Raw genomic sequence first — 20134 nt, 5'->3', positions numbered from 1 at the left:
CGTTGACGCATGACGAGCATCGGTGGTGCCGAGATGGTCGACTGGAATCTCGCGGTGGCGACCGCGACCCGGCTGGTCCGGCCGGGTCCCGAGGTCAGCCGCGACGAGGCCCGGGCCGTGGTGGCGGAACTGCGCAGGCATGCCAGGACCTCCGAACGCCACGTACGCGAGTTCACGCGGATGATCCCCGAGGGCGCGGCCGTCCCCGACACCCCCGTCCTCGTCGTCGACCGGGCGGGCTGGGTCAAGGCCAACGTGGCCGGCTTCCGCGAGCTCCTCGCCCCCCTCCTCGGCAAGATGCAGGACCGCCGCGCCGGCGCCCCCGGCGGCGCCGTCCTCGGCGCGGTCGGCGGCAAGGTCACCGGCGTCGAGCTGGGCATGCTGCTCAGCTTCCTGGCCTCCCGCGTGCTCGGCCAGTACGAGACGTTCGCCCCGGCCGGCCGCGACCTGCCCGGCTCGGCCGCGGGCGGCGGCCGGCTGCTGCTCGTCGCCCCGAACATCGTGCACGTCGAGCGCGAGCTGGACGTGCGCCCGCACGACTTCCGGCTGTGGGTCTGCCTGCACGAGGAGACGCACCGTACGCAGTTCACCGCCGTGCCCTGGCTCCGCGACCACCTCGAGGGCGAGATCCAGACGTTCCTCGGCGCCACCGAGATGGACCCGGCGACCATCTTCGAACGGCTGCGCGAGGCCGCCCAGTCCTTCGCGGCCCCCCGCCCCGACACGGAGCAGGGCGACGAGGGCCGCTCCCTGGTCGAGCTCGTCCAGACCCCCGAGCAGCGCGAGGTGCTGGGTCGGCTGACCGCCGTCATGTCCCTGCTGGAGGGCCACGCCGACTACGTCATGGACGGGGTCGGCCCCGCGGTGGTGCCCTCGGTCGCCGAGATCCGGGAGAAGTTCCAGCAGCGCCGGGCCAGCGGCGCGGGCCGCCTCGACGCCGCGCTGCGCAAGCTGCTGGGGCTCGACGCCAAGCTGCGCCAGTACCGCGACGGCGAGCGGTTCGTACGCGCCGTCGTCGGCGAAGTCGGCATGGACGGCTTCAACCGGGTCTGGACCTCGCCGAACACGCTGCCGACGAAGGCGGAGATCGCCAAGCCCGCGGACTGGGTCGCGCGGGTGCAGCGCAAGGGCGAATAGAAGCGAAGGGGAGTGACTCAGGGGGCGTAAACATGTCTCACTGGGGGAAGCAGCGTCACCCGTCCGAGGGACCGTGAGGCGTGGAAGGCCGTGCGATGCTCAGGGAACGGCTCGGTTCTGTCACCATCGACGCACTCTGAGTGACAACCCCTCATCTCGCGGGGGCTCCCGGCGGGGGCTCCTCACGGGGGCCGGGGCACCGGGCAGCGTCGAACAGCACCGAACAGCACCGAACAGCAGCCGTTCCAGCACCACACCCCCAGCCTTCGAGGCATCCGAACTCCACCGAAGGGCACCGGACATGGGTCCCCATCCTGCGGTCGCGGCGATACGCCTGGCGGTCCGCCGCGTACTCCACGACGTCCTCACCGACCTCACCGACCGTCCTGTCGGCCTCGCCACGGCTCCGTCCGGGAGGACCGCCGCCGCAGCAGCCGGCTCCCCGCCGCTCGTACTCGTCGCCTGCTCCGGCGGCGCCGACTCCATGGCACTCGCCTCCGCCCTCGCCTTCGAGGCGCCCAAGCTCGGCATCCGGGCCGGCGGCATCACCGTCGACCACGGGCTCCAGGTGGGCTCCGACCTGCGCGCCGCCGAGGTCGTCACCCGCATGACCGCACTCCGCCTCGACCCGGTGGAGTCCGTCGCCGTGCGCGTCGGCCGCGACGGCGGACCCGAGGCCGCCGCCCGCGACGCCCGCTACGCCGCCCTGGACGAGGCCGCGGACCGCCTGGGCGCCGCCGCCGTGCTGCTCGGCCACACCCGGGACGATCAAGCCGAAACCGTCCTGCTGGGGCTCGCCCGCGGCTCCGGCATCCGCTCGCTGTCCGGCATGGCCGAAGTCTCCGGCGGCCCGGGCCGCAGCCACCGCTACCGCCGCCCCTTCCTGCAGGTCGACCGGCAGACCGCCCGCAAGGCCTGCATGGTCCAGTCCCTGCCGGTCTGGGACGACCCGCACAACATCGACCCCGCCTACACCCGCTCCCGGCTCCGCCACGAGGGCCTGCCCGCCCTCGAGAAGGCGCTGGGCAAGGGCGTGGTCGAGGCGCTGGCCCGCACCGCCCAGCTGTCCCGCGACGACGCCGACGCCCTCGACGCCTGGGCCGCCGATGCCGAGGCCGGCGTACGGGACGAGGACGGCCGCCTGGAGTGCGCGAAGCTCTACGCCCTGCCCCCGGCCGTCCGCCGCCGCGTGCTGCGCAGGGCCGTGGTCGCGGCCGGTTCCCCCGCAGGCTCCCTCTTCGCCCGCCACATCGAGGAAGTGGACCGGCTCATCACCGGATGGCGGGGTCAGGGCGCGATCAACCTGCCCGGCCGGGTCGAAGCCCAGCGGCAGGGTGGCAGACTTGTCATCCGGCAGGGCTGATTGGTGCTGAAACACGGCTGAGTCCTCCGGGGGACCCCCCGGAGCCCCGGCCGTCGACGAAAGTGATGCGGGTGGACGAGAAGGACATGGGCAGCGACCTCCAGTCGGTGCTCATCACCAAGGAAGAGATCGACGCGAAGCTGGCCGAGCTGGCCGCGAAGATCGACGCGGAGTACGCGGGCAAGGACCTGCTCATCGTCGGCGTCCTCAAGGGCGCGGTGATGGTGATGGCGGACCTGGCGCGCGCCTTGTCCACCCCGCTCACCATGGACTGGATGGCGGTGTCCTCGTACGGCGCCGGGACCCAGTCCTCCGGTGTGGTCCGGATCCTCAAGGACCTGGACACCGACATCAAGGACAAGCACGTCCTGATCGTCGAGGACATCATCGACTCGGGCCTGACCCTGTCCTGGCTGCTGTCGAACCTGGGCTCCCGCCAGCCGGCCTCGCTCGAGGTCGTCACGCTGCTGCGCAAGCCCGACGCCGCCAAGGTCGCGATCGACGTGAAGTGGGTCGGCTTCGACATCCCGAACGAGTTCGTCGTCGGCTACGGCCTCGACTACGCGGAGAAGTACCGCAACCTGCCGTTCGTCGGCACCCTCGCCCCGCACGTCTACGGCGGCTGACGCCGCGGGCCCCGGTCGGGGCCCGCACAGGGGAACCCTGGAACGATTCCTGCCGTTGGAGCAGGGGAAAGCAGTTCTGTCAGCCGTCCCACGAGGCCGCGGGTGACAATACAGGGGTACATTCCGAAGAACAGTCTTTACTCACAGCAGCATTTACCTACGGGCAGGAGGGACGGGGCGCCTGGCGCCCCGTATGGATGGACGTGAAGCGATACTTCCGTGGGCCGGTCATGTGGATCGTGCTGGCCGTCCTCGCCGTGGTCGTGTTGATGAACGTCGTCGGCTCCGGCGGCGGCTACAAGTCGGTGGAGACCAGCGAGGTCATCAAGGCGATCAACAGTGGCCAGGTGGAGAGCGCCAAGCTCACCACCGGTGACAGCCAGATGATCAAGATCGAGCTGAAGAAGGACCAGAAGCTCGGCGACAACGACGGCACCAAGTTCCAGGCCAACTACATCGGGGACCAGGGCGTCGGGCTCGCCAAGGACCTCCAGACCAAGTACGAAGCCGGTCAGATCCCGAACGGGTACACCGTCTCGCCGGACAAGACCAGCCCGTTCCTCAGCGTGCTGCTCTCCCTGCTGCCCTTCGTCCTCATCGTCGTCGTCTTCTTGTTCCTGATGAACCAGATGCAGGGCGGCGGCTCCCGGGTGATGAACTTCGGGAAGTCCAAGGCCAAGCTCATCACCAAGGACACCCCGAAGACGACGTTCGCCGACGTCGCGGGCTCGGACGAGGCCGTCGAGGAACTCCACGAGATCAAGGAGTTCCTGCAGGAGCCGGCGAAGTTCCAGGCCGTCGGGGCGAAGATCCCCAAGGGCGTGCTGCTCTACGGCCCGCCCGGCACCGGCAAGACCCTGCTGGCGCGTGCCGTCGCGGGCGAGGCGGGCGTCCCGTTCTACTCGATCTCGGGTTCCGACTTCGTCGAGATGTTCGTCGGTGTCGGTGCCTCGCGTGTCCGCGACCTGTTCGAGCAGGCCAAGGCCAACGCCCCGGCGATCGTCTTCGTCGACGAGATCGACGCCGTCGGCCGGCACCGCGGTGCGGGCCTCGGCGGCGGCCACGACGAGCGCGAGCAGACCCTGAACCAGCTGCTCGTCGAGATGGACGGCTTCGACGTGAAGGGCGGCGTCATCCTGATCGCCGCCACGAACCGCCCGGACATCCTCGACCCGGCGCTGCTGCGCCCGGGCCGCTTCGACCGGCAGATCGCGGTCGACCGTCCCGACATGCAGGGCCGTCTGGAGATCCTCAAGGTCCACCAGAAGGGCAAGCCGGTCGCTCCGGACGTCGACCTCTCGGCCGTCGCCCGCCGCACCCCCGGCTTCACGGGTGCCGATCTGTCCAACGTCCTGAACGAGGCGGCGCTCCTGACCGCCCGCTCGGACCGCAAGCTGATCGACAACCACATGCTGGACGAGGCCATCGACCGCGTCGTGGCGGGCCCGCAGAAGCGGACCCGGATCATGTCGGACCGGGAAAAGAAGATCACCGCGTACCACGAGGGCGGCCACGCCCTGGTCGCGGCGGCCTCCCCGAACTCCGACCCGGTCCACAAGATCACGATCCTGTCCCGCGGCCGGGCCCTGGGCTACACCATGGTCCTGCCCGACGAGGACAAGTACTCGACCACGCGCAACGAGATGCTCGACCAGCTGGCGTACATGCTGGGCGGGCGCGCGGCCGAGGAACTGGTCTTCCACGACCCGACCACCGGTGCGGCGAACGACATCGAGAAGGCCACGGCGACGGCCCGCGCGATGGTGACCCAGTACGGCATGACCGAGCGCCTCGGCGCGATCAAGTTCGGCGGGGACAACACCGAGCCGTTCCTGGGCCGCGACATGTCGCACCCGCGGGACTACTCGGAAGAGGTCGCGGCGCTGGTCGACGAAGAGGTCAAGAAGCTCATCGAGACGGCGCACAACGAGGCCTGGGAGATCCTGGTCGAGAACCGCGACGTCCTCGACAACCTCGTGCTGGCGCTCCTCGAGAAGGAGACGCTGAACAAGGAGCAGATCGCCGAGATCTTCTCGACGATCGTGAAGCGCCCGGCCCGCCCGGCGTGGACCGGCTCTTCGCACCGCACCCCGTCGACCCGTCCGCCGGTGCTCTCTCCCAAGGAGCTCCAGCTGACGAACTCGGCGAACGGCACGTCGGCGAGCGCGCCGGTCGTGTCCGTGGAGAAGGAGCCGTCCCCGGAGGACCGCGCCGAGTAGCCCTCGGCCGGACCGTCCCGGAATGGATGCCGCGCCCCCCAGGTTCTAGCCTGGGGGGCGCGGCACTTTTGCGTGCCCGCGAGCGCCAGTGCACACAGGAACGAGGAAGAGATGACCGACCCAGTGACCCTGACCGGTGACGAGGGCACGATCGGCGAGTTCGACGAGAAGCGCGCCGAGGCGGCGGTCCGCGAACTTCTGATCGCGGTCGGCGAGGACCCGGACCGCGAGGGCCTCCTCGAAACCCCGGCACGCGTGGCGCGGGCGTACAAGGAGATATTCGCCGGCCTCTACCAGAAGCCCGAAGAGGTCCTGACGACCACCTTCGACCTGGGCCACGACGAGATGGTCCTGGTCAAGGACATCGAGGTCATGAGCAACTGTGAACACCACCTCGTGCCGTTCCACGGCGTCGCGCACGTCGGCTACATCCCGTCCGTCGACGGCAAGATCACCGGCCTGTCGAAGCTGGCACGCCTCGTGGACGTGTTCGCCCGCCGCCCGCAGGTGCAGGAGCGGCTGACCACGCAGATAGCGGACTCCCTGATGGAGATCCTGGAGCCGCGCGGGGTCATCGTCGTCGTCGAGTGCGAGCACATGTGCATGACGATGCGCGGGGTCCGCAAGCCCGGTGCGAAGACCATCACCTCGGCGGTCCGCGGCCAGCTCCGCGACCCCGCGACCCGCAACGAGGCCATGAGCCTCATCATGGCGCGCTGACCGGCTGACCACGGGGGCGGGCGCAGGCTACGGCCAGGCGTGGGCCCCCGCGGCGGGCGCCGTCCCGCCGACCCCGGCCAGGGGCCGTCTCAGGCGCGGGAGGGGGAGTGGGGGGCGGTGTCGTCGTCTTCCGGGAGCTTCAGGACGTGCTCCAGGAAGAGGGCGGCGGCGATGACGGCCGCGCCCGCCAGGACCGAGAAGGCGGCGTACCAGGCCTGGTCGCGGCGAGCGGGCACCTCCAGGCCGCCCGCCCACAGGAAGACGCCCACACCGCCGTACATGCCCGCCACGAGGGCCGCCACGAGGGCGCTGGCCTGTCCGAAGACGACCGCGCGGGCCGCCATCAGCGGCTCCACGCCCTTGGCGCCGGGCCGCCGCTCGCGCTGGGCCTTGAGGCGGGACCGCAGCGAGAGGGCCGTGGCCAGCAGGACGACGGCGATGGCGCCGAGGACGATGGGCGCGGCCAGCGGGACGCCCGGCAGGGTCCCGTACGCGTTCCACAGCCGGGCGCCCGCCCAGGACAGCACCCCGGCGACGGCGAAGATCCCCGCCAGGACCGCCGGCCTCAGTTGCTTCACGTGCCCGTTCCCCGCTTTCCGCGCCAAGTCGTCAGCCGCCGCAGTCCACAGGCTGCAGCCACAGGTTAACGACTACTCGGGGAGGCGGAGTTCCAGGTCCGGACGCGGCGTGACGCCGGCCAGGCCGATTCCGGCCAGCAGGGACGCGACCGCGCCGTGCCCGGGGATCTGCGCCTCGGGGTCGATGTCGTTCCACGGGGCCAGGACGAAGGCCCGCTGGTGGGCCCGCGGGTGCGGGAGGGTGAGGACCGGGTCGTCCGAGACCACCTCGGCGTACGACACGATGTCGACGTCGATGGTGCGCGGACCCCAGCGCTCGTCGCGGACGCGGTCGAAGGCCTCTTCGATGGCGTGGCCGCGCTCCAGCAGCGAGGACGGGGGCAGCGTGGTCCGTACGCGGACCACCGCGTTGAGGTACGACGGCTGGGAGCCGGGCTCGACGCCCCACGGCTCCGTCTCGTAGACGCGGGAGACGGCCTTGACCCGCAGGCCGGGGGTGTCGCCGAGGGCGTCGATGGCGCCCTGGAGGGTCTCCAGGCGGTTGCCGAGGTTCGCGCCGAGCGCGATGACGGCCCACCTCGGGTTGGAGAGGGTCGTGTCGGCCGCGTCCACCGTCTCCACGACGGATGCGGGCACCGGCTGGACGGTGGGGTCGCTCTGGGCGTTCAGTCCGTTGTTCACACGCGGCTCCGGGTGATCGTGATGGTCACGTCGTCGAAGGGGACGGTGATGGGGGCGTCCGGTTTGTGGACGACGACCTCCACCTGTGCGACCGCTTCGTGCTTCAGGCACTGCTGGGCGATCCGCTCGGCGAGGGTCTCGATCAGGTCGACGGGCTCTCCCTGGACCACGTCGACGACTTCCTCGGCGACGACCCCGTAGTGCACGGTCTTCGCCAGGTCGTCGTCGGCCGCCGCGGGGCGGGTGTCGATGTGGAGCACCAGGTCGACGATGAAGGTCTGGCCTTCCTCGCGTTCCCGGGGGAAGACGCCGTGGTGCCCGCGAGCCTTGAGGCCGCGCAGCGCGACACGATCCACGCGAATCACTCCTGCTTTCGTAGGTGCTTCCGGTCCGGGACTCCCCGGATCCATGGGCCTGCGCCGAGTGCGGTCGGCGTCGTCCGTCTTCGAATTTACCTGCGAAAGGCCTCGGATCCCGCCGGAGGGGTCAGGCGGAGTCCTCCTCCTCGTCCTCGTCGGAGTCCGTGAGGACGGGAGAACCGTGGTGGGACCAGAGTCGCCAGCCCCCGGATGTGCGTCGGAACACATTCGTGGCGACGACCAGCTGGCCGACGAGCGGGCCGAGCTCTCCGCCGTCCTCGGCGGGCCCGCCGCTGAGGATGTTCTCCGTGCACGTCACCAGAGCGGTGTCGCCTATGACGGCGACCTTCGTGTCGGTGAGGAAGAACTGGATGTAGTCGGTGTGGGACATGATCAGCGCGTACGAGCGCAGCACCTCGCCGCGGCCCGAGAGCACCGGCCAGCCCGGGTGCACGCAGGAGATCTCGTCCTCGAGCCAGAGCGCCGACAGTGCGTCGAAGTCCCCCTGCTCCATGGCCTCGTAGAAGGCCGTGTTGACCTCTTCGACGGCTTCGATGTCGGTAAGGCTCACCGTTCCCCTCTCCTGGCTGCTATACGGGTCCCTCCGCCGGCGGGGCGGATCACAGGGCCCCTTCCACGGCGCGGGCCACCCGAACCGCGTCGGCGGTGGCCCGTACCTCGTGGACCCGTACGGCCCAGGCGCCCTGGTGGGCGGCGATGGCGGAAACGGCGGCGGTGGCGGCGTCGCGTTCGCGGGCGGGCGGCGGGGCGGCGTCGGCGGCGCCGGCCAGGACCCGGCCGAGGAAACGCTTCCGCGACGCGGCGACCAGCAGCGGGAAGCCGAGGGCGCGCAGCTCGGGGAGGTGGGCGACGAGGGCGAGGTCGTGCTCGGCCATCTTCGCGAAGCCGAGGCCGGGGTCGACGACCAGCCGCTCGGGGGCGATCCCGCCGGCGACGACCGCGTCGATGCGGGTGCGGAGCTCGGCGGTGACCTCGGCGACGACGTCCCCGTAGACGGCGAGGCGGTTCATGTCGTCGCTGAAGCCGCGCCAGTGCATGACGACGAACGGCACCTCGGCGGCAGCGACGGCCGGGATCATGCCGGGGTCGGCGAGCCCGCCGCTGACGTCGTTGACCAGCAGCGCGCCGGCGGCCACGGCCTGGGCGGCGACGGAGGCGCGCATGGTGTCGACGGAGACGGTGACCCCCTCGGAGGCCAGGCCGCGCACGACGGGGACGACGCGGCGCAGCTCCTCCTCCTCGTCGACGCGTGAGGCGCCGGGGCGGGTGGACTCGCCGCCGACGTCGACGAGGTCGGCGCCCTGGGCGACGAGGTCCAGGCCGCGCTTGACGGCGGCGGTGGTGTCGAACCAGCGCCCGCCGTCGGAGAAGGAGTCGGGGGTGACGTTGACGACGCCCATGACCCCGCAGCGGTCCCATTCCGGCAGGCCTGCGACCCGGCCCCTGCCGGCGGCCCCGCGCTCGATGTTCATGGCTCCAGGGTAGGGCCGCGTCCCTGACCGGGCCGTACGCGGGTTCCGGGCCCAGGAGCCCGGGCGCGGAAACGCCGGAGCCCGGCCTGCCGCGGGTGCGGCGGGCCGGGCTCAGGGGGCCGGGCCGGGGTCAGGCGACCTGGACCTCGCGTTCGGGCTGGGCCTGGACCGGGACCTTCGCGGTCACGTGCGTGTGGGCGCAGGTGCGGACCGGCTTGGGGCGGCGCCGGCTGGCGAACAGCCGGGGCAGGGCCAGCGTGACGAAGCCCTCGGCCTGCATCGCGGCGAAGCCGATGCGGGGCAGGTCGCGGGTGGTGCGGAAGACCACGAAGCGGGGCTCCCAGCGGGGCTTGAACTTCGCGTTGAACTTGTACAGCGACTCGATCTGGAACCAGCGCGAGAGGAACACCAGCAGGCTGCGCCACATCCGCAGGACCGGGCCGGCGCCGATCTTCTCGCCGCGGGCGAGGGCCGAGCGGAACATCGCGAAGTTCAGCGAGACCTTCTCGATGCCGAGGGACGGCGAGGCCTCCAGGGAGGCGACGATCAGCAGCTCGTTCATGCCGGGGTCGGCGGCGCGGTCGCGGCGCATCAGCTCCAGCGACATGCCGTCCTTGCCCCACGGGACGAAGTGCAGGACGGCCTTGAGGTCGCCGAACGGGCTGGTGTCGCCCTCCTCCACGCGGTGGGCGGTGGCGATGTAGCAGTCGCCGTCGCCCGGGTCGCCGACGCGGCCGAGGGCCATGGAGAAGCCGCGCTCGGTGTCGGTGCCGCGCCAGGCGTCGGCGGCGCCCCGTACCTGCTCCAGCTCCTCGTCGGTCAGCTCGCTGACCCGGCGGACCTTGGTGGTGTAGCCGTTGCGCTCGATGCGCTTCACCATCTGGCGGACGTTGCGCATGGCCCGTCCGGAGAGGGAGAAGTCTTTGACGTCGACGATCGCCTCGTCGCCGAGCTCCAGGGCGTCCAGGCCGGTCTCGCGGGTCCAGACCTCGCCGCCCGTCTCGCTGCAGCCCATGACGGCGGGAGTCCAGGAGTGGGCCTTGGCCTCCTCCATGAACCGCTCGATGGCGCCGGGCCAGGCCTCGACGTCGCCGATGGGGTCGCCGGAGGCGAGCATCACGCCGGAGACGACGCGGTAGGTGACGGCGGCCTTGCCGCTGGGGGAGAAGACGACGGCCTTGTCGCGGCGGAGCGCGAAGTGGCCCAGCGAGTCGCGGCCGCCGTGCTTGGTGAGCAGCTCGCGCAGCTTGAGCTCGTCGTCGGGGGTGAGCTGCGCGGCCGGGTGCTCGGGGCGGAAGGCCAGGTAGATGGTGGTGAGCGCGGTCAGCATGCCGAGGGCGCCGAGGGAGTAGCCCACGGTCCAGGACACGCGGCCGGCGTAGTCGACGGGGCCCTCGAAGCCGAAGAGGCCGTACACGACGTGGCTGATCTGCTCGTAAATACCCGGATGGCCGACGACGCGGCTCGGGTGGGAGTTGACGATGACCAGACCCAGGCCGATGGAGCCCGCGCTCATCAGCACGAAGTTGGCGAGCGCCTTCCAGCGGCTGCGCGGGTCCGGCAGCGCCTTGAACTCGTTCTGGTGCCGCACGATCAGCCCGAGGAGGACCGCCGCGATGACGACACCGATGATGGAGTGCCGGTACGTGAACTGCGCGACGGCACCGGCCGGGAGCAGCACGACGGCGGCCCGCCAGGCACGGCGCTTGCGGCGCTTGAGACCGTGGGCGAGGAGGAGGAGCAGAACGCCCGCGCTGAGGGCGAGGGCGGCTGCGAACGGGCCCAGCGAACCGGGCAGCACCTCGGTGACCGCGTGGAACCGGCTGTGCCGGAACCGCGGGAACACTCCCGCCGCGATGTCCAGAAGGCCGACGATCATGACGGCCGTACCTACCAGGCCGGGCACCGACTCCGGTCGTGGGCCGCGGAAGATTCGGCGGACCTGCTTCGGAACCTGTCCCGACTTATCGCCATCTATCCTGCTAGACATCGCTTCCCGTTGCTCCGCGAGAGATCATGTGGCCGAAGGCCGCGACAGCCTCCGGAGTGTGGTGCGTCCACTAGGACGACATCGGGGTCGAGCGGGTTCACTCTTCCGCCGAGAAAAACTAGTCCTGCCATCAGAAAGTCGACTGACTGCTCATGGGTCTCACCAGTAATACGGTTCTGGCGCTGGCCATCGTCGCCGGTGTGCTGCTGTTCGCAGCCACGGTGTGGTTCTGGCCCCGGCTCTCGGGCCGCACCTGGCGTGCGCTGCTCGGCCGGATCGGCCTCCTGCTCGCGACCCAGCTGGCGCTGTTCTCGGCCGTCGGCCTGGCGGCGAACAAGTCCTTCTCCTTCTACGGCTCGTGGGCGGACCTGTTCGGCCAGCAGACAACTGTCGGCAAGGTCGTGGACCACTCGATGAGCAGCAAGGACATCAAGGTCGTCGACAAGCAGAAGCTCGACGTGCCGGGCGGCGCCCAGCCCCAGGTGGGGGGACAGATCCTGAAGGTTGCCATAACCGGGCAGAAGTCGAAAATAACGAGCCCCGGGTACGTGTGGCTGCCGCCGGAGTACTTCCAGCCGCAGCACAAGGACAAGAACTTCCCGGCCTCCATCGTGCTGACGGGCTACCCGGGCACCGCCGAGAACCTCATCAAAGGGCTGAACTACCCGATGACGGCCTTCAAGCAGGCCAAGGCGGGCAAGATGAAGCCGATGATCCTGGTGATGCTGCGCCCGACGATCGCGCCGCCGCGTGACACCGAGTGCGTGGACATACCCGGCGGACCGCAGACCGAGACCTTCTTCGGCCAGGACCTGCCGCAGGCCATCCAGGACACCTTCCGGGTCGGCAAGAAGCCGCAGAACATGGGCTTCATCGGCAACTCCACGGGCGGTTACTGCGCCCTGAAGATCGCCGCGCACTACCCGCAGACCTTCGGCGCCGCCGCGGGTCTGTCCGCGTACTACGACGCCGCCAACGACGCGACGACGGGCAACCTGTTCCAGGGCGACGACAAGCTGAAGAAGCGCGCGGACGTCCTGCACAGCATCGAGCACAAGCAGCCGTCGGGTACGTCCTTCCTGGTCACCAGCAGCGAGCAGGGCGAGCCGAACCTCGGCGACACCAAGAAGTTCATCAAGCTGGTCAAGGGCCCGGACCGGGTCTCCTCGATCATCCTCGACAGCGGCGGCCACAACTTCAACACGTGGCGCCGCGAGATCCCGCCGATGCTCGTGTGGATGAGCAACCGCATCCAGGCCTGACGCCGGGCCCTGGCCCTAAGCCTCTTGCAGTTGGGCCCGGCGCAGGGCCCGGTGGACGCCCTCCGGGGTCAGTACGCCGACCAGCGCGCCGGTGTCCGGGTCCGTGACCCCGATCCGGCCGGAGTCCTCCTGCAGCAGCAGCGCGAGCGCCTCGCGCAGACTCGCCCCCAACGCCACTTCGGCGGTGGGGGCTTTCCCGTCGGCCTCCGCCAGGTCGGCCCGCCCCACCGGGGTGACCGCGAGCCGCTTCAGGCCCCGGTCCGCGCCGACGAAGGAGGCCACGTACTCGGTGGCCGGCGCGCCCAGCACCGCGGCCGGGCGGGCGAACTGCTCGATGGTTCCCGCGCCGTAGACGGCGATGCGGTCGCCGAGCCGGACCGCCTCCTCCAGGTCGTGCGTGACCAGCAGGATCGTCTTGCGCACCGTCTTCTGCAGCGCCAGGAACTCGTTCTGCAGGCGTTCGCGGACCACCGGGTCCACCGCCCCGAACGGTTCGTCCATCAGCAGCACCGGCGGATCGGCGGCCAGCGCCCGGGCGACGCCGACGCGCTGGCGCTGCCCGCCGGAGAGCTGCTCCGGGTAGCGGCCCCCGTACACGGCCGGGTCCAGGCCCACGAGTTCGAGGAGCTCGGCCGCCCGGGCGCGCGCCTTGGCCTTGGGGGTGCCGATCAGCTGCGGCACGGTCGCGGTGTTCTCCAGCACCGTCTTGTGCGGGAACAGCCCGACCTGCTGGATGACGTACCCGATGTGCCGGCGCAGCTCGACCGGATCGGCGTTCGCGATGTCCTCGCCGCCGAGCAGGATCCGGCCGGAGGTCGGCTCGATGAGCCGGTTGACCATCTTCATCGTGGTGGTCTTGCCGCACCCGGACGGGCCCACGAGGGTGACCAGCTCGCCCTCCGCGACCTCGAAGGACAGGTCCTCGACGGCCGTCGTCCCGTCGGGGTAGCGCTTGGTCACATGCTCGAATCGGATCACCCGCCCATCCTCCCCTACGCACTGCGCGTCGTTCGTGACGGGAGTATTACCCCCTGCGAAGGATTCCGGCCACGGTCGGCCCGGCGGGTTAGGGTCGCTCCTGACCGTCCTCTTTCGGACGGGTGTACGCGACAGCGGCCGGGGGTGAGGGCATGGCCGGGCAGAACTGCCTGGTGGCGAACGACTGGATCTGCTGGGAGTACGTCACCTCCCGCTCCCAGGAGCTCACCGACGCCACGGTCCAACATGTGTGGATCACGGGCGTGTCGGTGCTTATCGGCCTCGCCGTCTCCCTCCCGCTGGCCCTGCTGGCCCGTCGCGGCCGGCACTGGGCCGCGCCCGTGCTGGGCCTGACCACCCTGCTCTACACGGTCCCCTCGCTCGCCATGTTCTCCCTGCTGCTGCCGCTGTTCGGGCTGTCGGCCTCGCTGGTGGTGACCGGCCTGGTGCTGTACTCGCTGACCATCCTGGTCCGCAATGCGATGGCCGGCCTGGAAGCCGTCCCCGAGGAAGTGCGGGAGGCCGCGCGCGGGATGGGCTACGGGCCCGCGCGGCTGCTGTGGCAGGTCGAACTGCCGCTTGCGCTGCCCGCTCTGCTCGCCGGGGTGCGGATCGCCACGGTGTCCACGGTGGCGCTGACCACCGTCGGCTCCATCGTGGGCAAGGGCGGCCTCGGCAACCTCATCGCCCCGGCGGTCAACAGCTCCTTCAAGGCCCAGGTGCTCACCGCCTCCGTGCTGTGCGTGCTGCTCGCGCTGGTGGCGGACCTGCTGCTGCTCGGAGTGCAACGGCTGCTCACGCCGTGGACACGGGCGGCGCGGACGACGCGGACGACGCGCGCCGGGCGGGCCGGGCGGGCCGAGCGCCTGACGCGGACGGCGAAGGGGGCCTGAGGCGATGGGTGTGATGGGACAAGCCTGGGACTGGCTGGCGAACGGGGCCAACTGGTCCGGCGAGAACGGCGTGTGGCACCGGCTCGGCGAGCACGTCTACGTCAGCGGGATCTCCCTCGCCATCGCCTGCGCGGTCGCCCTCCCGGTCGGGCTGTGGCTCGGCCACATCGGCAAGGGCGGGGCGCTCGCGATCAACGTGTCCAATGTCGGGCGGGCCGTGCCCGTCTTCGCGGTGCTGGCCCTGTTCATGGTCTCGCCGCTGCGCAGCGCGGGCTACGTGCCCACCATCGCCGCCCTCGTGCTCTTCGCCGTTCCGCCGCTGCTGACCAATGCGTACGTCGGCATGCGGGAGGTGGACCGCTCGGTGGTGGAGGCCGCCCGGGGCATGGGCATGTCCGGCGGCCAGCTCTTCTGGCGGGTGGAACTGCCGCTCGCGCGGGAGCTGGTGATGACCGGGCTGCGCTCGGGCGCCGTCCAGGTCATCGCCACGGCCACGATCGCGGCCATGGTCGGCCAGGGCGGCCTCGGCCGGATCATCACCGCCGGCTTCAACACGTACAACACCCCGCAGGTCGTCGCGGGGGCCCTGCTGGTGGCGGCGCTCGCCCTGCTGGTCGAGGGCGCCCTGGTGGCGGCGGACCGGCTGTTCCCGCGTCCGGCGGCGCGCTGAGGCTCCGGCCGGCCCGCGGGCGCTTCCCTTCCCTGTCCGTCCTCTCTCGTTCCCACTCCCTTGGAGGAGCAAAGATGAGCAAGTCCACGCGCATCCTCGGCGCCGTACTGGGGGCGGCGGCCCTGACCGCCTCGCTCACCGCGTGCGGCGGAGACAGCCTGGAGAAGAGCAAGGACACCGGTGCGTCCGCGCCCTCGGACTCCGGGTCCGGCAAGGGCAAGGTCGTGATCGGCGCGGCCGGGTTCACCGAGTCCAACGTGCTCGCGGAGCTGTACGCGCAGGTACTCAAGGACGCGGGCTACAGCACCTCGATCACCACGGTGAACAACCGCGAGCTGTACGAGCCCTCGCTGGAGAAGGGCGAGATCGACGTCGTCCCGGAGTACGCGGCCACCCTCGCGGAGTTCCTCAACGCCAAGGTGAACGGGCCGAAGGCGCCCGAGGAGAAGCCGGTCGCGTCGAGCGACGTGGCGGCGACGGTGGCGGGGCTGGAGAAGCTGGCGGGCCCCCTCGGCCTGAAGGTGCTGCCGGCGGGCGCGGCGGTCGACCAGAACGCGTTCGCGGTTTCGAAGGAATTCGCCCAGAAGAACAACCTGAAGACCCTTTCCGACCTTGGTAAGTCGGGTCTGAAGGTGAAGATCGCGGCGGGCGACGAATGCGCCGTACGACCCTTCTGCGCGCCCGGGTTGAAGAAGACGTACGGAATCGACGTTTCCGGCATCGACCCGAAGGGCGTCGGCACCCCGCAGGCCAAGCAGGCGGTCAAGGACGGCGTGGACCAGCTGGCGCTCACCACGACCACGGACGCCACCCTCGACAGCTTCGGGCTGGTCCTGCTGGAGGACGACAAGAAGCTCCAGAACGCCGACAACGTCCTGCCGGTGGTCAACGCCGAGGACGCGGGTTCCCCGGAGATCGCGGCCGCCCTCGACAAGCTGACCAAGGTCCTGACGACCGCCGACCTCGTCGAGCTGAACAAGAAGGTGGACGCGCAGCGCGAGAAGCCTGCGGATGCCGCGAAGGCCTATCTGAAGGCGAAGGGCCTGACGAAGTAGGCGTAGTTACGGGTTTGGTGGAGAAATGACGGGTAACTGCCCGGCCACAGATTGCCGGGCAGTTACCCCACTGGACCCCCACGCCCTGTAAATTTCAGGCCATGCCCCGTGGACGCCACCGCAATCCCGAACCCCTGCACCGGCTGCTCACGCCGACGACCGTGGCCGGAGTCTCCGTCGCCAGTGCGGCCGCGGCCTGGCTGATCGCGGAACCCTTGCCGCTACGCCTGCTCGTGGCCCTCACGGCGGCCACGGGCGTGGCCGGCGCCGTCGTCATGCGCGCCTGGGACCGCTCCGCCGGGCGCCGCGTCGCGGAACTCGCACGCGAACGGGTCAAGGACGAGTGGAAGACCGAGGAGCGGATAGCCGAGCTCGAGTCCGACCTCGAAGAGGCCCGCGCGCTGCGCGCCAAGCTCGACGCGAAGCTGCGCGCCAAGCGGGTCGAACTCGCGGGGCTGCGCGGCGAGCACGCGGCGCTGCTGCGGCGGTACGCGACCGCCGAGACCGAGCGGGCCAGCGCCCTGGAGGGCCGCCGGCTGCTCGCCATCGAGGCCGCCGCGGCCCCGGCGGCGGCGCCCAAGGAGCTCCCGGCGGTCTCCGAGGAGCGCACGTCGAGCGGCGCACCCACCAGCGTCGGCTACGCCCGGGCCCATGCGGCCATGAAGGCCCTCGCCCGCAAGGCCGCGGCGGACCCGGCCCGGCCGAAGATGCTCGAGGGCCGGGGCACCGAGCCCAGGGCCCTGGAGGCCGGGTCGCCGGCCGGTGGACCGCATTCCCGTACGGACGGCGCCCCGGGCGCTCCCGCGACGGCGGTCCCGGCGCGCCGCCCGGCCGCGGCGGTGGCCCCGTACTCGGCCGCACGCCGCTCGGCGTCCCGCGTCGAGGGCGGCTTCGACTTCTTCGGCACCAAGACCGCCGCCCAGGCCCGAGCGGTGATCGAGTCGGTCCAGAACGAGGACCTGGCCGACGTGGTCGGCGCGGAGGCCCTCGAAGTCCACAAGGCGGAGTCGGCCCGGGCCGCCGCCGAGCCGCCGGTCAAGGAGCAGGGTTTCAAGCCGGCCACCCCCGAGCAGCGCGCGGTGGGCCAGGTCATCGACCTGACGGCGCACGACGAGACCGAGCCGATCGACGTCGTCCGGCTGCGCACGGCCATCTCGTAGCCGTACGACCGGGACGCCGGGCGGTGGCTCAGGGGTAGGCCAGGACCATGAGCACGGCCAGGGCCTCCAGGGCCGACTGGGTCGCGAGGGCGCCCTTCTGGAACCTGCGGGGCGCGGACTGCACCGCCACGCAGGACGCCACGACCCCGGCGAGCAGCGCCAGGAAGACCTCCCCGGGGAACGGCCGGCAGCCGCCGTGCGTCAGGCAGCTGCTGCCGACCTCGGTCGACAGCACGAGGACCTTCGCGGCCACCAGCGCGGGCAGGAGCAGCAGGGCGGCGATCCCCGCGTTCCGCCGGATGCGCCGGGCGGCGGCCTCGGCCGGCGACTCGGGAGCGGGCGCGAGGAGGGGGAGCTCCGGGTTCCAGGACATGCCGCCATCCTGTCGGCGCCCCCGGTGCGGGGGATCCGCGCGGGTACTCAGATCGGCGGACCGGCGTACTCAGCCCGGGCCGCGCGTTCAGAACAGCGGCAGTTGACCCGGCAGTTCCGACAGGACGAACCCGTCCAGCGTCGGCGCGGACGCCCCGAGCACCACCCGCGCCCTGGATCCGGGGCAGGAGACCAGGTCGCCGCGGGCCCGCCCGGCGGGAGGGTCGTGGCGGGCGATCCGGCCGGCGGTCACGGCGCAGTCGCGCCCGCATGCGGGACAGGCCCGTCTGGGGGAGTGGGACATGCCCCAAGTCTGCACTCCTGCACCGACATCGGCACCGCCGTCGGCACGGCCCTCGCTACCGTCGTCAGCGCCGCCGTCAGCTCCCGGCCCCCGCCCCCGCGGCGGCCGTACCCGCCTCCGCCCGGTCGGCCAGCCACTTCTCGTGGGCCGCGCACACCCGGTCCCACAGCGCCCCTCGGTCCTCCGGCGTCAGATCGTCGAGTTGCCGCTCGAAGAGCCCGCCCACCACCGCCCAGAACTCCCCGGGCGTGTCCAGGACCCGCTCGCTCGTCCCCTTCACGGGATCGATCCGGCTCAGCACCCGCCCCCGCAGCGTGTCGACCCCGTGCGCGTCGCGCCGCAGCAGCGCGAGGGTCCGTACGAAGCCGGAGTCCGACGAGGTCGACAGCCGCACGTGCGTGGCCTCGAAGTCGACCGTAGCCGCCGGCGCCGAGAGGATGTTGACCACCGGACAGGGGCTCGCCTCGTTGACGTACCTCCAGCCGGGCGCCTCCCCCTCCAGCGGGGCCAGCCCGTACGTGAACTCCCCCTGCCGGTGCGTGCCGGCGCGCAGCGGCAGCGGCTCGTACGGGCCGTCGCCGAGGCCTGCGTCGACGAAGTACTCCTCCCCGCCGACCCGGACGGTCAGCGCGAGGTGGTCGCCGCTGACGTCGCGCCGCTCGCGCTCCGACGCCCCGAGGACACCCGCGAGGTGGCGGGTCACCTCGAAGCCGAGGGTTTCCAGGAGCAGTGCGAAGGCGCCGTTGAGGTGGAAGCAGTACCCGCCGCGCCCGGCCGCGAAGCGGCGTGCGGACAGCTCGGGGTCGATGCCGGGCGGCCGGCCGAGCTGGATGTCGAGGTTCTCGTACGGGATGCGCTCGAGGTGGGCGCGCTGGAGCGCGAAGAGCGCCTCCACGGTGGGCCCGGGCGGCCGCGGGAAGCCGAGCCGCCGCAGGTAGCCGTCGTATACGCCAGGGGTCATCCCCGCACCCTAAGCAGAAAACTCCCGCGCCATCACGGGAGTTCCCGCGACGTGTCACTTGTCGATGTCGCCCACGACGAAGAACAGCGAGCCCAGGATCGCCACCATGTCCGCGACCAGCTGGCCGGGCAGCAGCACCGACAGGGCCTGGATGTTGTTGAACGAGGCGGAGCGCAGCTTCAGCCGGTACGGGGTCTTCTCGCCCTTGGAGACGAGGTAGTAGCCGTTGATGCCGAGGGGGTTCTCGGTCCAGGCGTACGTGGCCCCCTCGGGCGCCTTCAGCACCTTCGGGAGGCGCTGGTTGATCGGCCCGGGCGGCAGCTCCGCCATCCGGTCCAGGCAGGCGACCGCGAGGTCGAGCGCATTGTGGGTCTGGTCCAGCAGGCACTCGAAGCGGGCCAGGCAGTCGCCCTCGGTACGGGTGACCACCTTCAGGACGTCCTGGAGCTCTCCGTACGCCAGGTACGGCTCGTCGCGGCGCAGGTCGAAGTCGACGCCGGAGGCGCGGGCGATGGGCCCGGAGACCCCGTACGCGTGCACCGCCTCGGGCGACAGCACGCCCACCCCGCGGGTACGGCCGCGGAAGATCTCGTTGCCGTGGACGAGCTTGTCGTACACGTCCATGCGGGTGCGGACGTCGGCGATCGCGGCGCGCGCCCGGCCGAGCCAGCCGGCCGGGAGGTCCTCCTTGAGGCCGCCGACGCGGTTGAACATGTAGTGCATGCGGCCGCCGGAGATCTCCTCCATGACGGCCTGGAGCTCCTCGCGCTCGCGGAACGCGTGGAAGATCGGGGTGATTCCGCCCAGTTCGAGCGGGTACGAGCCGAGGAACATCAGGTGGTTCAGCACCCGGTTCAGCTCGGCGAGCAGGGTCCGCATCCACACGGCCCGCTCGGGGACCTCCATGCCGAGCATCCGCTCGACCGCCATGACCACGCCGAGCTCGTTGGAGAACGCGGACAGCCAGTCGTGGCGGTTCGCGAGCATCACGATCTGCCGGTAGTCGCGCGCCTCGAAGAGCTTCTCGGCGCCGCGGTGCATGTAGCCGACGACCGGCTCGGCGCTGACGATCCGCTCGCCGTCGAGGACGAGGCGCAGGCGCAGCACGCCGTGCGTGGAAGGGTGCTGGGGTCCGATGTTGAGCACCATGTCGGTGCTTTCCGCCGCACCGCCGATGCCGACCGTGGTCTCCGTCATGGCCGCATTGTCGCAGCCGCAGGGGGTGGGGGGGGGGGGGGGGGGGGGGGGGGGGGGGGGGGGGGGGGGGGGGGGGGGGGGGGGGGGGGGGGGGGGGGGGGGGGGGGGGGGGGGGG

21 protein-coding genes are annotated in these 20134 nt (G+C 71.4%); 10 read left to right on the top strand and 11 right to left on the bottom strand.

Annotated features, from left to right (window positions below):
- The first annotated feature begins 9 nt into the window (after positions 1–9).
- The 5 genes from ACZ49B_RS26445 (at position 10) to folE (ending at position 6065) form a co-directional block, all read left to right on the top strand.
- The gene (locus ACZ49B_RS26445; protein WP_468310519.1) at positions 10–1137 is read left to right on the top strand and encodes a zinc-dependent metalloprotease; all 1128 of its coding nucleotides are present in this window, start codon (positions 10–12) and stop codon (positions 1135–1137) included.
- Positions 1138–1438: 301 nt separating this feature from the next.
- Positions 1439–2500 (top strand): tRNA lysidine(34) synthetase TilS, encoded by a 1062-nt coding sequence (gene tilS / locus ACZ49B_RS26440; protein WP_468310516.1) that lies wholly within the window; start codon positions 1439–1441, stop codon positions 2498–2500.
- Positions 2501–2565: 65 nt separating this feature from the next.
- Positions 2566–3126, top strand: coding sequence for a hypoxanthine phosphoribosyltransferase (gene hpt / locus ACZ49B_RS26435; RefSeq protein ID WP_030158549.1), 561 nt, complete (start codon positions 2566–2568; stop codon positions 3124–3126).
- Positions 3127–3323: 197 nt separating this feature from the next.
- A complete protein-coding gene (gene ftsH, locus ACZ49B_RS26430) occupies positions 3324–5345 on the top strand; it encodes an ATP-dependent zinc metalloprotease FtsH (RefSeq protein WP_468310512.1) in 2022 nt (673 codons plus the stop codon).
- Positions 5346–5456: 111 nt separating this feature from the next.
- Complete coding sequence (folE, locus tag ACZ49B_RS26425; RefSeq protein ID WP_030867983.1) at positions 5457–6065, top strand: GTP cyclohydrolase I FolE; 609 nt, start codon at positions 5457–5459, stop codon at positions 6063–6065.
- A gap of 89 nt (positions 6066–6154) precedes the next feature.
- On the opposite strand, the gene ACZ49B_RS26420 is transcribed toward folE, so the two are convergent.
- The 6 genes from ACZ49B_RS26420 to ACZ49B_RS26395 form a co-directional block, all read right to left on the bottom strand.
- Positions 6155–6643, bottom strand: coding sequence for a DUF3180 domain-containing protein (locus ACZ49B_RS26420; protein WP_468310509.1), 489 nt, complete (start codon positions 6641–6643; stop codon positions 6155–6157).
- Positions 6644–6715: 72 nt separating this feature from the next.
- Complete coding sequence (gene folK, locus ACZ49B_RS26415) at positions 6716–7324, bottom strand: 2-amino-4-hydroxy-6-hydroxymethyldihydropteridine diphosphokinase (RefSeq protein ID WP_468310507.1); 609 nt, start codon at positions 7322–7324, stop codon at positions 6716–6718.
- Complete coding sequence (gene folB, locus ACZ49B_RS26410) at positions 7321–7680, bottom strand: dihydroneopterin aldolase (RefSeq protein WP_030158540.1); 360 nt, start codon at positions 7678–7680, stop codon at positions 7321–7323. Before folB ends, folK begins: the two co-directional genes overlap by 4 nt.
- Before the next feature lie 130 nt (positions 7681–7810).
- Complete coding sequence (locus ACZ49B_RS26405; RefSeq protein ID WP_240805359.1) at positions 7811–8197, bottom strand: nuclear transport factor 2 family protein; 387 nt, start codon at positions 8195–8197, stop codon at positions 7811–7813.
- A gap of 106 nt (positions 8198–8303) precedes the next feature.
- Entirely contained in the window at positions 8304–9176 is an 873-nt protein-coding gene (gene folP, locus ACZ49B_RS26400; protein WP_468310503.1) for a dihydropteroate synthase, read from the bottom strand.
- 130 nt (positions 9177–9306) lie between these two features.
- Positions 9307–11166 (bottom strand): phosphatidylglycerol lysyltransferase domain-containing protein, encoded by a 1860-nt coding sequence (locus ACZ49B_RS26395; RefSeq protein ID WP_468310501.1) that lies wholly within the window; start codon positions 11164–11166, stop codon positions 9307–9309.
- Positions 11167–11318: 152 nt separating this feature from the next.
- On the opposite strand from ACZ49B_RS26395, the gene ACZ49B_RS26390 reads away from it, so the two are divergent.
- Complete coding sequence (locus ACZ49B_RS26390; RefSeq protein ID WP_468310498.1) at positions 11319–12428, top strand: alpha/beta hydrolase; 1110 nt, start codon at positions 11319–11321, stop codon at positions 12426–12428.
- 15 nt (positions 12429–12443) lie between these two features.
- Here ACZ49B_RS26390 and ACZ49B_RS26385 read toward each other — a convergent pair whose 3' ends face one another.
- A complete protein-coding gene (locus ACZ49B_RS26385; protein ID WP_468310497.1) occupies positions 12444–13406 on the bottom strand; it encodes an ABC transporter ATP-binding protein in 963 nt (320 codons plus the stop codon).
- A 152-nt stretch (positions 13407–13558) separates the two neighbouring features.
- On the opposite strand from ACZ49B_RS26385, the gene ACZ49B_RS26380 reads away from it, so the two are divergent.
- From ACZ49B_RS26380 to ACZ49B_RS26365, 4 genes are all read left to right on the top strand, one after another.
- Positions 13559–14299, top strand: coding sequence for an ABC transporter permease (locus ACZ49B_RS26380; protein WP_468310496.1), 741 nt, complete (start codon positions 13559–13561; stop codon positions 14297–14299).
- A gap of 4 nt (positions 14300–14303) precedes the next feature.
- Positions 14304–14969, top strand: a complete 666-nt coding sequence (locus ACZ49B_RS26375) for an ABC transporter permease (protein ID WP_468310493.1) — start codon at positions 14304–14306, stop codon at positions 14967–14969.
- A 74-nt stretch (positions 14970–15043) separates the two neighbouring features.
- Positions 15044–16024: an ABC transporter substrate-binding protein gene (locus ACZ49B_RS26370; RefSeq protein ID WP_468310491.1), complete on the top strand. Its 981-nt coding sequence runs from the start codon at positions 15044–15046 to the stop codon at positions 16022–16024.
- 101 nt (positions 16025–16125) lie between these two features.
- Positions 16126–17184: a hypothetical protein gene (locus ACZ49B_RS26365; RefSeq protein ID WP_468310488.1), complete on the top strand. Its 1059-nt coding sequence runs from the start codon at positions 16126–16128 to the stop codon at positions 17182–17184.
- Positions 17185–17212: 28 nt separating this feature from the next.
- Here the strand turns inward: ACZ49B_RS26365 and ACZ49B_RS26360 are convergent, their stop codons facing one another.
- The 4 genes from ACZ49B_RS26360 to ACZ49B_RS26345 form a co-directional block, all read right to left on the bottom strand.
- Positions 17213–17557 (bottom strand): hypothetical protein, encoded by a 345-nt coding sequence (locus ACZ49B_RS26360; protein WP_468310485.1) that lies wholly within the window; start codon positions 17555–17557, stop codon positions 17213–17215.
- Between the two features lie 87 nt (positions 17558–17644).
- The gene (locus ACZ49B_RS26355; RefSeq protein ID WP_468310482.1) at positions 17645–17860 is read right to left on the bottom strand and encodes a hypothetical protein; all 216 of its coding nucleotides are present in this window, start codon (positions 17858–17860) and stop codon (positions 17645–17647) included.
- 76 nt (positions 17861–17936) lie between these two features.
- A complete protein-coding gene (locus ACZ49B_RS26350) occupies positions 17937–18821 on the bottom strand; it encodes an arylamine N-acetyltransferase family protein (protein ID WP_468310480.1) in 885 nt (294 codons plus the stop codon).
- Positions 18822–18875: 54 nt separating this feature from the next.
- Complete coding sequence (locus tag ACZ49B_RS26345) at positions 18876–20018, bottom strand: NADH-quinone oxidoreductase subunit D (protein ID WP_468310477.1); 1143 nt, start codon at positions 20016–20018, stop codon at positions 18876–18878.
- Positions 20019–20134 lie beyond the last annotated feature (116 nt).

The organism is Streptomyces sp. NPDC031132, from assembly GCF_055570595.1.
Note: the sequence above shows the minus strand (reverse complement) of the source record. Positions and strands in the feature narration are given on the sequence as shown.

Excerpts from the sequence above, each read along its gene's own strand:
- ACZ49B_RS26445 (WP_468310519.1), top strand. The coding sequence starts at position 10 with ATGACGAGCATCGGTGGTGCCGAGATGGTCGACTGGAATCTCGCGGTG.
- tilS (WP_468310516.1), top strand. The coding sequence starts at position 1,439 with ATGGGTCCCCATCCTGCGGTCGCGGCGATACGCCTGGCGGTCCGCCGC.
- hpt (WP_030158549.1), top strand. The coding sequence starts at position 2,566 with ATGCGGGTGGACGAGAAGGACATGGGCAGCGACCTCCAGTCGGTGCTC.
- ftsH (WP_468310512.1), top strand. The coding sequence starts at position 3,324 with ATGGACGTGAAGCGATACTTCCGTGGGCCGGTCATGTGGATCGTGCTG.
- folE (WP_030867983.1), top strand. The coding sequence starts at position 5,457 with ATGACCGACCCAGTGACCCTGACCGGTGACGAGGGCACGATCGGCGAG.
- ACZ49B_RS26405 (WP_240805359.1), bottom strand. The coding sequence starts at position 8,197 with ATGGAGCAGGGGGACTTCGACGCACTGTCGGCGCTCTGGCTCGAGGAC.
- folP (WP_468310503.1), bottom strand. The coding sequence starts at position 9,176 with ATGAACATCGAGCGCGGGGCCGCCGGCAGGGGCCGGGTCGCAGGCCTG.
- ACZ49B_RS26395 (WP_468310501.1), bottom strand. The coding sequence starts at position 11,166 with ATGTCTAGCAGGATAGATGGCGATAAGTCGGGACAGGTTCCGAAGCAG.
- ACZ49B_RS26390 (WP_468310498.1), top strand. The coding sequence starts at position 11,319 with ATGGGTCTCACCAGTAATACGGTTCTGGCGCTGGCCATCGTCGCCGGT.
- ACZ49B_RS26380 (WP_468310496.1), top strand. The coding sequence starts at position 13,559 with ATGGCCGGGCAGAACTGCCTGGTGGCGAACGACTGGATCTGCTGGGAG.
- ACZ49B_RS26375 (WP_468310493.1), top strand. The coding sequence starts at position 14,304 with ATGGGTGTGATGGGACAAGCCTGGGACTGGCTGGCGAACGGGGCCAAC.
- ACZ49B_RS26370 (WP_468310491.1), top strand. The coding sequence starts at position 15,044 with ATGAGCAAGTCCACGCGCATCCTCGGCGCCGTACTGGGGGCGGCGGCC.
- ACZ49B_RS26365 (WP_468310488.1), top strand. The coding sequence starts at position 16,126 with ATGCCCCGTGGACGCCACCGCAATCCCGAACCCCTGCACCGGCTGCTC.
- ACZ49B_RS26360 (WP_468310485.1), bottom strand. The coding sequence starts at position 17,557 with ATGTCCTGGAACCCGGAGCTCCCCCTCCTCGCGCCCGCTCCCGAGTCG.
- ACZ49B_RS26355 (WP_468310482.1), bottom strand. The coding sequence starts at position 17,860 with ATGTCCCACTCCCCCAGACGGGCCTGTCCCGCATGCGGGCGCGACTGC.
- ACZ49B_RS26350 (WP_468310480.1), bottom strand. The coding sequence starts at position 18,821 with ATGACCCCTGGCGTATACGACGGCTACCTGCGGCGGCTCGGCTTCCCG.
- ACZ49B_RS26345 (WP_468310477.1), bottom strand. The coding sequence starts at position 20,018 with ATGACGGAGACCACGGTCGGCATCGGCGGTGCGGCGGAAAGCACCGAC.